The organism is Paenibacillus sp. JT22N1 (assembly GCF_059692155.1).
On the sequence record NZ_JCAUAW010000008.1, the window covers coordinates 34,061 to 47,032 of the forward strand.

The following is a 12,972-nucleotide window of genomic DNA, read 5'->3' on the forward strand; positions in this document are numbered from 1 at the left end:
TCTTGTATAAATACCCTCTTGATGTAAGCCCAGTATAAGTGTTTAGAATTTCGTATTTTTACACTGCTAATCAGTTGCGCCCTTATATAGGTATAGAATTTATTCTTCAGGACTGTCTTCTCTTTTGATCAATTCAGAAGAAGCTGTCTTTTTTTACACCCGATTTTTATACACCCTCATTGCAAAGAAATAGGCTACGAACAAAATCCCGACGCACCACGCAAGAGCGATCCATATATCATTGCCCACCGGCTGCCCTGACAGTAGCGCACGGATGGCTTCCACGATTGAGGTCACCGGCTGGTTTTCGGCAAAGGCTCTAACGACCGACGGCATCGACTCGGTCGGCACAAACGCCGAGCTGATAAACGGCAGGAAGATAATCGGGTAGGAAAAGGCGCTTGCGCCATCCACCGTTTTTGCGGAAAGTCCGGCAATCGCCGCGACCCAAGTTAATGCCAACGTAAACAGAGCGAGTATGCCGGCTACTGCAAGCCATGACAGTATCCCCGCGGACGAACGAAAGCCCATAATTAACGCTACAAGAATGATGACGAGAACCGATATGGCGTTGGATACCAGCGAGGTCAGCACATGTCCCCACAGTAAGGTGGAACGTGAAATTGGCATGGAGTGAAACCGTTCGAATATGCCTCGTTGCACATCCGTAAATAAGCGGAAAGCCGTGTAGGATATGCCGCTAGCAATAGCAATCAGTAGTATACCGGGCAACAGGTAATTCACATAGTTATCCGTTCCGGTTTGAATTGCACCGCCGAACACATAGACGAACAGCAACATCATCATGATCGGCATGATGGTGACCGTGACGATGGTGTCCATACTGCGGGAAATATGGCGCATGGAACGTCCAAGCATAACGCCCAGATCGCTGAAGAAATGTTTCTTTACCGTCTCCATTTACTTTCCCTCCTTTTTGCCGACGATTGCGAGGAATATCTCTTCTAATGTCGGCTGTTTTTCAACATACTCCACAGTTGTGGATGGGAACAGCTTTTTTAGATCCGAAAGCGTGCCGTTAGCAATAATTCTACCCTCGTGCAAAATGGCAATTCGGTCGGCAAGCTGCTCAGCTTCTTCCAAATACTGAGTGGTCAGGAGTACCGTCGTGCCACCGTCGGCAAGCTCCTTGACAATCTTCCAAACCTCGATACGCGACTCGGGATCAAGTCCAGTGGTTGGCTCGTCGAGGAAAATGATCTGTGGTTTTCCCACAAGGCTCAAGGCGATGTCGAGCCTGCGGCGCATACCACCCGAATAAGTAGACGCCCTGCGGTCGGCGGCGTCTGTCAAGCCGAATCGTTTAAGCAAGTCATCCGCAAGCTGACGCGGATTTTTGAGGTATCGCAGCTTGGCAATCATGATAAGATTTTCCCGTCCGGTCAAAATTTCGTCCACTGCGGCAAATTGCCCGGTCAGACTGATCGCCTGCCGCACATTCTCGGGTTTTGAAGCAACATCGAATCCGTTTACGGTGGCGCTTCCGCCGTCTTGTTTTAGCAGTGTGGTGAGGATTTTGACAACCGTTGTCTTGCCCGCCCCGTTGGAGCCAAGTAGCGCGAAAATACTACCTTTTTCAACCTCAAAATCCACGCCCTTTAAGACTTGATGCTGCTTGTAGGATTTTTGCAGCCCAATCACTTTAATTGAATTGTTTTGCATAATCTTCCCCCTCCTTATCGAACAGTAACCTTAGACAAATCGGCCCCCATGCCCTTAAGAGAGGCATATGTCAACTTATCCATCATCGCTCCGTCAAAGCAGATGGTTTTGATGCCACGGTAATACTTATTGGTCAACGAAAAGAATGCCTGAAAAGACACATTCTTGAGTGTAGCGCCCCTAAACGAAACTTCTTTTAACGCCGACTTGTCAAACTTAACGCCGATAAAGGTTTGCCCGTCAAGACGCAGCCCGCTCAGGTCGGAATCTTTGAAGACCACGCCGTCAAAGATACAACCTTCAAAGATTGTTTTTCTAAGGTCGATCTTGGTTAACGTGACGTCGGTCAGTTTTACGCCTGTGAATTTTGCTCCGTCCAGCCCCGAAGTGCTGAAGTTGGTACGTATAAGGATCGATTCATTGAAGCTCGCATCCGAAAGGTCTAGGGCGGATAGGGTACAGTCAGTCAGATTTGCGCCGTCAAAATTGGCTTCACGTGCGTCGCTGGCCTTAAACGAACTGCCGGTCAAGTCTGCGCCAGCAAAGTCGGAACCGCGTAAAGCGCTCGATGTAAAATTTCCTTTATGCGCAATAACGCCCGCAAAGTCGCTCATTGGCAAGTTGCTCGCGCTAAAGTTTGTCAGCACCTGCCGCTCCAGAGAGCGGGAGAGGTTCGCGACCTCAAGGATTGTTTGTTCGATGTCGCCGATGCTCTCAATGGTCATCTTAAACGCTGTTTCATCGTCTTTGCCCTCGGCTTTCAGTTCACGATATCGCTCCTGCAAATCGGAGTGCAGGTCCGTCTTTAATTCGGTGACGCTTTTTACCCCATCGTATGGCGTGAAAACGCCGTTCAAATAGTTCGTCAATTTCGGATTCATCTCATCAAATCTCCCTTATAATAAATTTTCTAGTACGCGCTTCGAATACTCCCAATTGCTTTTGTTGCGGACATAAGCATCCTTGCCTTTTTCGGTAATCCTAAAATACTTGCGCCGTCCGCCCTGAGATTCATCGCCCCAATACCACTCGATATCGCCGTCTGTTTCAAGCCGCCGGACGCTGGAGTACATCGTGGCTTCCTTTAATTCATACTCGCCGCCCGAGCGCTCGGCGATCAGTTTGACAATTTCGTACCCGTAGCGGTCAGCTTCGGATAAGAGTCGTAAAATCATCGTATCGGTATGTCCGCGAAGCAAGTCGGATGTAATTTTGTTCTCGCTCATTTCATCACCTCCGTGTTTTTATAATACGACATACTACTGTGACTGTCAAGGTATTATTTTAAATAAAATACTTTGTTTGAAAATCATGATGTATTCATAACAATATCTAACGGATTCATGCTATTTTTTCGTGCTTTATCTAATTAGGAACTTTCCAATCAAGTATTATTTGTCGCTTAAGGAGTAAGTCGTGGAGAAGTTTCTGCGTATAAAGAACATAAATATACCGATGCCCACTCCGCCTTATACATCGGTGTAGGCATCGCGGATTTAGTTAATTGGGCAAAACAGAACAATGTGCAGTTGGTCAATAAATCTTTTCTAAGGTGGCTATAAATTATACACCAGATTATTGAACTAACGAGAAACGATAGTGGAGGAGCTTGCCGAGGCAGCTCCTTTTTTTGTTGAGGTAAGAGGCGCTTTTATTAACATGTAATTTACAATGAGATAATTTTGTCCTAATGAAGATCAATTATTATTGAGGTTATTAGTTTTTTGAGGTGAATTCATCCATCATGATGTGGTTGTGGGAAAAAATAGTGCTCGTAATCGGAAGAAGCTTTAAGATCAAGCTCATTATCAGCCTATCCATTATTATTTTGATAGCATTTGGCGCGGCTGGATATTTCACATACCACTATAACCTTGATTTATTTGAAAAAGAAATTAGCAAGCAGTTTTCCCAAACCAATGAAGAAGCTTTGGCCAAATTGGATCTTAAACTGCAGGAAATGCAACGTATATCACAGTCAATCGTTTTTAATCCTCAAATTGAAAATAAGATCAGTGAAATCAATTCAACTGGAAACTATGATACGTTTCGCTCCTACTACGAAAAAAAGCAAATAAAAGAAATAATCAATCAAATCAAATTGGATGCGCCGTACATTACGGGATTGTATATGTTTGATTTAAAGGGGAACCCGTCTTATTTTCGTTTTAATACGCCGTCGATTAACGAGCTGGATGCTTCCTTTTATCAAGCTATTCTTCCTAAGATCAATCAATCCTACGGGGATTTGGTATGGTTAAGATTTCCTTTGCCGAGTTCGGTAGAGCCTAACGGGGTTAGGCCATCGATTGTTTCCGCTCGATGGATGAAAGACAGCTCTTTGCATACTTATGGCATGCTGATCATCACACTGGATGAAACTTTTTTTTCCAGCAGCCTTGAAGGGTTAACGAAAGACGACTTGGGAAAGGTTTATTTGTTTAATCAGTCGAACGATTTATTATATAACAATGTGGCTCTGAAGTCGGAAGAAGAGCTCAATCAGTTGAAAGCCTTGAATCATGCTCAAATCAGGGACCAGTATTTATTTGTTCAAAGCAACTCGAAGGCGTTTAAGTTTTCACTTGTCAGCGGCACTTCCCTGGTGGCGGTCCGGTCAAAAAACGAGACGATTTTACAAGTGATTTTGTACACCGGTGTCATCAGTGTGATTGTGATAAGCCTTCTGATTATGCTGGCAAGTAAAAAACTGCTTCGGCCGCTTGAAGATTTAGTAAACGGCCTTCAAAAAGTGCGCTCCGGCAATTTCGATACCCGCATCAAGATCAGATCCAGAGATGAACTGGCCTACATCGGAGAAAGCTTTAATGAGATGACAGAAAAAGTTGAGCGTTTAATTAATGAGGTCTATCTCACACAATTGAGTGAAAAGAAGGCGGAACTAAAAGCGCTGCAGGCTCAGTTGAATCCACATTTCCTCCATAATATTTTAAATGAAATTTATTGGAAGCTTTATTTGCAAAATGACAAAGATACAGCTTCTCTTGTTACAGCCGTATCAGAGATGCTCAAATACTCGTTAATGCCGATAGACATCCCATCGACATTCAGAGATGAAATCGGCCAGGTCCGTAACTATGTCAAAATACAAACGGAGCTGTTTGAAACCGAATTAGAAACAGTTTTCGAGGTGGAAGAGGAGGCGCAAGAAAGCGAAATATTACGTTCTTTGCTCCAGCCTCTTGTAGAAAATGTGTTTGTACATGCTTTCCGCAACCGATTATCACATAAGAAATTGATAATTAAAGCCATTCGAAATGATGATTTGTTGGAAATCGAAATAGTGGATAATGGGTGCGGGATCCATGAGGAGCGTCTATCGAAGATTGTTGGCGCGGATGGCATGTCTCCGCTGCATCGGAATGATGGTCGAGACAGTCTTGGGGTAAATAGTGTGATAAGAAGGATTAAACTGATGTATGGCGCACCTTATAGGCTAGAAATTAACAGTGTACTGCATGGAGGAACAAAGATGCGTCTCATTTTACCATTCAGAAACGTTGAAAAGAAAGGGTTTCAAGTATGATAGTCAGTAAAGTATTAATCGTGGAGGATCAGCCTCATTTTCGTAAAGGTCTGGTTACAATGATTGAGCTCAATCAACCTGAATGGATCGTTGTAGGCGAAGCAAGCAACGGAGAAGATGCGTTACCGTTGCTGGATCGATTCAAACCGGATGTGGTGCTTACGGATATTAACATGCCGATCATGAACGGTATTGATTTCATCTCGCTTTTACGGAATAAATATCCCGATCTTATCGTTATTATTTTGACCGGTTATAGAAATTTTGAACATGCACAAGCGGCAGTAAAGCTCGGCGTTTTTGATTTTTTAACAAAGCCGTGTTCGGAACAAGATGTTAATCATGTGCTTCATAAAGCCTTTCTGAAGCTAAATGAGTGCCATTCGAAGCAAGAGCAGCAGTTAGAGCTTAGCTTAGAGGAAAAGCGAATTTCGGATTTGGAGGCGCAGTTCATTTCCGCCATATTAACTGGAGAAGCCAGTATTTTGCAGCAGTTATTGGATCAATTTATAGCCTACCTTAAGCCTTTACCTTATTACAAATTAAAATTGGAAGCTTTGTCATTGGCCGTTGCCTTACAAAGAACTGCACGGAACTATTTGGATATCGAAGAGAGCGGTCTGTATAACAAAACTTCAATGGATATGACCGATTTAACTTCCGATAAAATTTTTGTGTGGACAAGGGAGCTTAGTGACAACTTCATGAGTTGCTTCCAAAGATGGCAGTTATCGAAAAGTAAAAATACAATTGATAAAGCTGTAAAATATATCGAAGAACATTATGAACAGGATTGCAGCTTGACGGATGTGGCCTCTTACGTTCAAATGAATCCAAGCTACCTTAGCGTTTTATTTAAGAAGGCAACCGGAGAGAGATTTAAAAACTACTTAAACCGCATGCGTATGGATAAGGCGGCGCTGCTGCTGCGCAATTCCGACATGAAAATATCAGAAATCGCCAGCGCTACCGGTTTCGACGAACCGAATTATTTTACCAATGTTTTCCGGCAGCAGTACCAAATGTCACCGAAGGAATTCCGCAATTCGATATCCATGTAAGCGTGTATGGATGCGTATAGCCATCATTTTGATGAAAAAGAGGATCAGAAAACGATTATGCTGAATAAGAAGCTGTGGATTGGAGTTACGTTAGCGTTTATCATTGCTGCGGCTGTTGTGCTAGTTGATTACACACTTTTTAATGATAATGGAAGTGAATCAGGCAACCATACAGCCAAAAATGAGATTACGGTTTCTGTTTATGACCGGGGTATGATTCCGGTTTCTGAGGGATCTTACGCAGAAAATCGATGGACCGATTGGATCGATCGTAATGGACCGGTACATGTAAAGTTCGTTCCCATCCAGCGAAGTGAATCGAGGCAAATCCTGATGAAATTGATTGCTTCCGGTTCAGCTCCAGACATCATTAACGAATACAATACAACTACTCGCAACAGCTTGTATGAACAAAACCAATTGTTGCCTTTAGACAATGTTTTGAAGTTTATGCCGGAATACGAGAAATTAATCACGCAATATCCGCAGTTAAAGAAAGCTGGCACCAAATCGGATGGCAAGCTGTATGAAATTGGGAAGCTGAATGAAGCTAATCCCTTACATGCTTTTTTTATTCGGACGGATTGGTTGAAAAAGCTAAACTTAGAAGTGCCTAAAACGCAAGAGGAGTTTTTTAGGGTTGCTAAGGCTTTCACCGAACTGGATCCGGACGGTGATGGAATGGATGATACGTATGGGACAAACCTTAGTTATTATTCAGAGACTGCTCTGAACGAAATGTTCGGTGATTCATCATCAAGCACTCAATTTTCTTGGGGGATTAAGGATGGAAACATAGTACGTCAGTGGGAAAACGAACTGGCTTCTCTTACATTTAAGAAGAGTTTATATGATCATCACATCATTGATAAAGATTATATGCACGATAGCAGCGGATCTAAAGCTAAACAGGATTTTCTTAAGGGAAAGATCGGTATTTATATTAATCCAAGCGTCAATTGGACCGAGTTTACCTTATCAGACCTTGCTATTCTTAAGAAAAATGTACCGGGAGCAGAAGTTGCACCGATGGCTTATCCTAAAACAAGCATGGGAGCGTTCACAGGCGCAATTAATAATCCGATTCAAATGACAACCGTAATCAATGTCCATACGAAATCCCCTGAAGCTGACGCGCGATATATCGACTTCATGATGAAGCCGGAAACATCGGTAAAATTTGTTGGAGAAGAAGGGGTTCATTGGCAAAAAAACTCGTATGGCTGTCCGAGCGTATTGGATACGTATAAAGAAAAAAATGAGGTCAGCTATAACGCGGATTATCGGATGTTTGTTACTGAGATTAATAAAAAGTGCGAATATATTACCAACAAATTGAACCCGGAAGTTCCTGAACAAAAGATATCGCTGGATATGTATAAAAGCGCCCAAAACATGTATCTTGATCCGAGCAAGCAGTATCCCGGCTTGACGGTGGGAGAATATATGCCTGTGTTTCCGAACATTCTGAATATGATCCAAACGATACTACTTGAGGAAATATCGGATCTCTATGTCAAAGCGATCATCAGCGGCGGGAGTTACAGCCCGGAGCAAGCTATAGCAGACGCACAGGATGTTTGGAATAAAGCAAACGGGAAGCAGCTTGAAGATTATATGAATCAATGGTATGCAGAAAATAAAGACCAAGTCTTTCTTGCCAAAGATATTTGGGAGATCGTGAAGCGTCAAATGGCAGAAATGCAGCCGTGAGGTTTACAAAATGTTTAAAGTAGCCCAAATAATTTATAGGTCTATCTATAAATTATTAAGGGCTCTTTTTTTTTGGATGATTATAATAAGTTTGAACATAGAAAAACTACAGGAGTGGATACGATTTGAAGATGAAAGTAGGAAGAAAACATTTATCAGTTGCATTATCGCTGCCATTACTGCTTAGTTCCCTGGGTGGAAGTTTTGCGAATGCGGCAACAATACCATCAACAGTGACTCCGGCATCACCGCCATCTTGGGGGTACTTTGTAGATAATTACAAAACCAATACGTCGTCTAATACGACGGTACCCAACGCGGCCATCGGAACGCTATCCGAGTTTCTGAAGCTTTGGACACCTGGTGACAAAGTTACGGATGCTGTGTATTACTGGAAAAACGGAACCAAGCTGAACCCGGCTGTGCTGGATGCTAACATGCAGTATGTGGCCAATATCGCAGCTAGACGCACGGCTGATCAAGAAACAGCGGCCTATTTGGATGACCGAAGAAACCAAACTTATTCAGTCACAGAGGGTCTTGGATCACTTACCGATGTATATCGGACCAAATCGAAAACGTACACAACGATTACAGGCGTTGAGGCTGATGCCACAACGATTAAACACGACGACGGCAACGGTTCCAATGGCGCCGGCGACGTGAATTCCGAGCTTGGCAAGATGATCACTCTGATCGGAACGCTGCGTGGCAACTATGCATCAGGCAATCCATCCAAAAATTTCTACCAGTACCCTCGCCCGTGGCGTCAGCTTGGCGAACATGTCATTGTCCCTACCCTGGTTCCTGCAGAAAGCAGCACTCCGGCCTCGGACGGCGGCTTCCCGAGCGGTCATACCAATGCTGCGTATCTCGCCGCTTTGTCGTTGGCCTATGCTGTGCCTGAACGGTTTCAGGAACTGTTGACCCGTGCCTCGGAGCTTGGAAACAACCGGATTATAAGCGGTATGCACTCCCCTCTTGATGTCATGGGAGGACGTGTCTTGGCAACATCCCTGGCGGCTGCTACCTTGGCTGATCCGGCCAATCAAGCCATCAAGCAGGCTGCTTATGACAATGCCCATGCGAATTTGTTGACGCAAACCGGTACAGCGGTAGATCGGTTCAGCGACTACTCAAAGAACAAATCGGATTATACTCAACGTTTGACATATGGATTTAGCCAGATAAATCCAACGACTAACCCAATGGTGGTTCCTAAGGGAGCGGAAGTCCTGCTGGAAACACGCCTGCCTTACCTTGATAACACGCAACGTCGCTGGGTTTTGGCTACTACTGGTCTTCCATCAGGCTATCCTGTGCTTGATGATGCTGAGGGATGGGGACGGCTTAATCTCTTTGCCGCTGCGGATGGTTATGGTGCTTTTGTCAATGACGTTACAGTGACAATGGATACTAACAAAGGCGGTTTCCATGCATTGGATCGCTGGCGTAACGATATCTCCGGTACAGGAAAGCTGACCAAAGAAGGAACGGGTACTTTAAAGCTGCAGGGCAACAATACTTATTCCGGAGGTACACAGATCAACAAAGGAACACTTGAGGGTGATTCGAAGACGGCTTTCGGAAGCGGCGATGTTGCGAACAACGGAGGAACCGTCGTTGAAAATGTTTACGGGAAGATGACTATCGGCGGAACTTACACACAATCTGACAATGGTACTTTTGAGCTCAACCTTAACGGTAAAGATGATCTACTCGAGATTAAGGGTGCGTTAAATGCAAATGGGAAATTACGTTTGAATTTTACGGGTAATTATGTTCCTAACGGCGTCGTCACTATCATAACCCATGGTAAGGATCAACGGAATGGACAATTCTCATCGGTTGAGACCGCGGGTTTGCCTAGCGAGTCTAAAGTTAAGGTTATCTATAATTCCGATAGTATCCAGTTAGCAGTCACCAATGACACAACAACTCCAAGCTCGGGTACGCCTCAAACATCAGGTGGAGCGACAGGCGAAAAGGGAGCAGGGTCCAATCCTGAAACGAAACACGAAAAGTCCCCGTCCGGTCAAAATGTGGATCATGTTGTGGTTGAAAGCGACTGGTTAAGCAAGGCTATAAGCGCACTGAATGGAAAAGATGCAAGCAAGCAAAGCATCACGATAGCAGTTTCCGGCAATGGCGATGTCGCCAAAGTCGACTTGCCTATGAGCGTTCTTGCCGATTCGAAACAAACCATACCTCAAGCGGTCATTTCTATTCAAAATGACGACGGTACAGCGTACCATTTACCGACATCGGTCATCGATACGGCGAAGGTGGCACAAACGCTAGGGACTGACGCTAAAAACGTGCAAATCAGCGTGACCATTCAGAAGGTGACAGGAACTGTTGCCGATCAAATTTCGCAAAAAGCGATACACAATGGCGTTACCCTCCTTGGTGGATCTAATGCGCAAGTTATCGAATTTAGTATAACGGCGAGTGCAGGCGGCAAGACAGTGGAAATCAACAATTTTGGAAATACGTACGTAACTCGCAATCTTGTCATTAATCATTCGGCAGATCCAAGCACTGCGACAGCCATTTTGTATAATCCGGCAACCGGGGAAATGACCTTTGTCCCTGCAGTCTTCCAAATCGTAGGAGGCAAAACTCAAGTCATGATTAAGAACCGCAGCAACAGCATCTATACTGTTGTTCAGTCGAGCAAATCCTTTGACGATCTGAAAAGCCATTGGTCCAAAGCGGATGTGGGTCTGATGGCCTCCAAGCTCTTGGTTAAAGGGCGGACGGATTCTCAGTTTGCTCCTGACGAAACGATCAAACGCGCCGAATTCACTTCGTTGCTGGTTCGTGCTTTGGGGCTTAACGATAACGCAACGGCGGCTTTTACGGATGTTAACGGCAAGGATTGGTTTGCAGGTAGCGTAGGTGAGGCGGCAAAAGCCGGTTTGATCAGTGGATTTGAGGACGGCTCCTTCCATCCGAATGCTAACATAAGCCGCGAGCAAATGGCTATAATGCTATCCAAGGCGATGGATTTGGCAGGAAAAAGCTACAGCGTAAATGGGAAACAAACAGAGCTGCTCGGTAAATTCACCGACAGAAGCAGCATCAGCAGCTGGGCCCAAACAGCGGTTGCACAAGTGACGGGAGCTGGTCTAGTTGAGGGTCAAACGGACAACACATTCGTAGCCGACGCCAATGCAACTCGTGCAGAAGCTGTAGTGATGTTAAAAAGATTTTTGCAGTATGCCGGATTTATTAACTAAGAATAATGATAAAGGAGTTAAGCACATACAAGCCGCTTAGCTCCTTTGTACTGTGAAGAAAAATTTAGGAATAAGGAAATAATATTGTGTATTGGACGATAAGGATACTTGATCAACAGCAATGTCTCCAGCTCCTGCGGCCATTGCGAGATGGTTATTTGACGGGAAACGAGAGCACAACAACAACAGGCTGCCGGCGTAATCGGCAGCCTGTTAAACTAAAGGGCAGATTAGCGTGGCGACAGTTCTAAAGGAGTCTTCCTGAATAGACTGAACTTGCATAATAACCCGATTCTCCTTTACATAGACCTACTCGTTTTGTTTCAGCAATCAGCTTTCAACTCTCCGCACTTGTCTGAGAAGTATTTTGGTATCATTCTTCATAACTTGTCTTCTCCTTAATTCGCTAATTATATATCAAGCCCCAGTAATCTGTTCTGCTATCTTGCATCTGTTCTATTACCTACCATGTATAATACATCTCAAGTGGGGAACATCAGTCTCAGATGCGTCGCTATTTTAGCTCTTCTATTCCTCGGGCGCCCTATATTCCAAACGGGTCATTCAGCGATAACAAAACGAAATATGGGAGGGGAGATTTTAGTGGTAAAACTTGAATATTTCAAACGTACCGACTTTACACAACTTATTGATTGGATTGATTCACCAAAGTTTTTACTTCAATGGGGGGGGCAAACTTTTTGCTTTCCTTTAAATGAACAACAATTGGAAAATTACATTAACGGTGCTAATACTAATGCTGGTCAGACTCTAATATATAGGGTGATGCATGAAGAATATGATGAAGTTATTGGACATATATCTTTACAAATTGATCGGATAAATAAATCGGCAAGGATAGGAAAAGTTTTGGTTGGAGAAAGAAGCACGAGAGGACAAGGCATAGGACAATTAATGGTAGAAAAGGTTTTAAAGATTGCTTTCGAAGAATTAAAATTACACAGAGTTAGTCTTGGTGTGTTTAGTTTCAACCTTTCTGCAATTGCATGTTACGAGAAGGCTGGGTTTGTAAAAGAAGGATTACTTCGAGAAGCAAGAAAGGTTGACAACGAATTCTGGAGTCTGTGGGAAATGAGTATTTTAGAAAATGAATGGTTTGAAAAAAAGAATTAATTTATTAAGCTTTATTGAACGAATTATTAAAAATAAATATGAAGAGTGGGAAGTCATGCTAGAACTGACAAAAAACGTACTCGAAGACATGGATAAGCAGCTCGACCGGATCATAAAGAGCTTAAACCAGCTTGATGATGAATTAATTTGGAAAAAAATGAAGGTTTCCATGAACAGCATCGGTAATCTTTGCTTACATTTAGCAGGAAACGAATATCACAATCTTGTAAGTGCAATCGGAAACAAACCTTTCATTCGGGAACGCTCTCGACGAGAATTTAATTCTGAAGGTGGCATATCGAAGGATGAATTGAGTAGCCTTCTTTTGAGGACACGGTCCGATTCGACAAGAATATTATCAGCTTTGTCCGAAGTGGATTTAAAAAGGGAAGTCATAATCCGATATGGTCTAGAGGATTGGAATAGAATGCTTCGAGTTAACGCCTCAGAAGATGAAACCTATGAAGTAAGAGTAATTAGCCGTCTTCTTATTCAGGTTGCGGCACACTACGGCTATCATGCAGGACAAATTGTGTTACTTTCCAAAATACTGAAAGATACGGATGAGCACATAACAGGTCAGTATCATTGA

10 protein-coding genes are annotated in these 12,972 nt (G+C 43.7%); 6 read left to right on the top strand and 4 right to left on the bottom strand.

The genetic code is table 11. The features are described 5' to 3' along the window. Positions 1 to 153: 153 nt before the first annotated feature. Genes AC58UU_RS16735 through AC58UU_RS16750 form a run of 4 tightly spaced genes read right to left on the bottom strand, consistent with a single transcriptional unit; the run spans position 154 to position 2,909 of the window. A complete protein-coding gene (locus tag AC58UU_RS16735; RefSeq protein ID WP_497317428.1) occupies positions 154 to 921 on the bottom strand; it encodes an ABC transporter permease in 768 nt (255 codons plus the stop codon). After that, positions 922 to 1,683 (bottom strand): ABC transporter ATP-binding protein, encoded by a 762-nt coding sequence (locus AC58UU_RS16740; RefSeq protein ID WP_497317430.1) that lies wholly within the window; start codon positions 1,681 to 1,683, stop codon positions 922 to 924. Positions 1,684 to 1,697: 14 nt separating this feature from the next. Next, positions 1,698 to 2,564, bottom strand: coding sequence for a pentapeptide repeat-containing protein (locus AC58UU_RS16745; RefSeq protein ID WP_497317431.1), 867 nt, complete (start codon positions 2,562 to 2,564; stop codon positions 1,698 to 1,700). Between the two features lie 15 nt (positions 2,565 to 2,579). Then, positions 2,580 to 2,909, bottom strand: coding sequence for a PadR family transcriptional regulator (locus AC58UU_RS16750; RefSeq protein ID WP_057303936.1), 330 nt, complete (start codon positions 2,907 to 2,909; stop codon positions 2,580 to 2,582). 518 nt (positions 2,910 to 3,427) lie between these two features. Here AC58UU_RS16750 and AC58UU_RS16755 point away from each other — a divergent pair. The 6 genes from AC58UU_RS16755 (at position 3,428) to AC58UU_RS16780 (ending at position 12,972) form a co-directional block, all read left to right on the top strand. After that, positions 3,428 to 5,230, top strand: coding sequence for a sensor histidine kinase (locus AC58UU_RS16755; protein ID WP_497317434.1), 1,803 nt, complete (start codon positions 3,428 to 3,430; stop codon positions 5,228 to 5,230). Further along, the gene (locus tag AC58UU_RS16760; protein WP_497317436.1) at positions 5,227 to 6,291 is read left to right on the top strand and encodes a response regulator transcription factor; all 1,065 of its coding nucleotides are present in this window, start codon (positions 5,227 to 5,229) and stop codon (positions 6,289 to 6,291) included. Before AC58UU_RS16755 ends, AC58UU_RS16760 begins: the two co-directional genes overlap by 4 nt. Positions 6,292 to 6,297: 6 nt before the next feature. After that, the gene (locus AC58UU_RS16765) at positions 6,298 to 8,004 is read left to right on the top strand and encodes a type 2 periplasmic-binding domain-containing protein (RefSeq protein ID WP_497317438.1); all 1,707 of its coding nucleotides are present in this window, start codon (positions 6,298 to 6,300) and stop codon (positions 8,002 to 8,004) included. Positions 8,005 to 8,135: 131 nt separating this feature from the next. Continuing rightward, complete coding sequence (locus AC58UU_RS16770; RefSeq protein WP_497317829.1) at positions 8,136 to 11,246, top strand: S-layer homology domain-containing protein; 3,111 nt, start codon at positions 8,136 to 8,138, stop codon at positions 11,244 to 11,246. A 603-nt stretch (positions 11,247 to 11,849) separates the two neighbouring features. Next, entirely contained in the window at positions 11,850 to 12,380 is a 531-nt protein-coding gene (locus tag AC58UU_RS16775; protein WP_497317440.1) for a GNAT family N-acetyltransferase, read from the top strand. Continuing rightward, on the top strand, positions 12,355 to 12,972 hold the full coding sequence (locus AC58UU_RS16780) for a DinB family protein (protein ID WP_497317442.1): 618 nt from the start codon (positions 12,355 to 12,357) through the stop codon (positions 12,970 to 12,972). Before AC58UU_RS16775 ends, AC58UU_RS16780 begins: the two co-directional genes overlap by 26 nt.

What these genes read in the sequence shown, in the direction of transcription:
- AC58UU_RS16735 (WP_497317428.1), bottom strand. Translation starts at nt 921, where the DNA reads ATGGAGACGGTAAAGAAACATTTCTTCAGCGATCTGGGCGTTATGCTT.
- AC58UU_RS16740 (WP_497317430.1), bottom strand. Translation starts at nt 1,683, where the DNA reads ATGCAAAACAATTCAATTAAAGTGATTGGGCTGCAAAAATCCTACAAG.
- AC58UU_RS16745 (WP_497317431.1), bottom strand. Translation starts at nt 2,564, where the DNA reads ATGAATCCGAAATTGACGAACTATTTGAACGGCGTTTTCACGCCATAC.
- AC58UU_RS16750 (WP_057303936.1), bottom strand. Translation starts at nt 2,909, where the DNA reads ATGAGCGAGAACAAAATTACATCCGACTTGCTTCGCGGACATACCGAT.
- AC58UU_RS16755 (WP_497317434.1), top strand. Translation starts at nt 3,428, where the DNA reads ATGATGTGGTTGTGGGAAAAAATAGTGCTCGTAATCGGAAGAAGCTTT.
- AC58UU_RS16760 (WP_497317436.1), top strand. Translation starts at nt 5,227, where the DNA reads ATGATAGTCAGTAAAGTATTAATCGTGGAGGATCAGCCTCATTTTCGT.
- AC58UU_RS16765 (WP_497317438.1), top strand. Translation starts at nt 6,298, where the DNA reads ATGGATGCGTATAGCCATCATTTTGATGAAAAAGAGGATCAGAAAACG.
- AC58UU_RS16770 (WP_497317829.1), top strand. Translation starts at nt 8,136, where the DNA reads ATGAAAGTAGGAAGAAAACATTTATCAGTTGCATTATCGCTGCCATTA.
- AC58UU_RS16780 (WP_497317442.1), top strand. Translation starts at nt 12,355, where the DNA reads ATGAATGGTTTGAAAAAAAGAATTAATTTATTAAGCTTTATTGAACGA.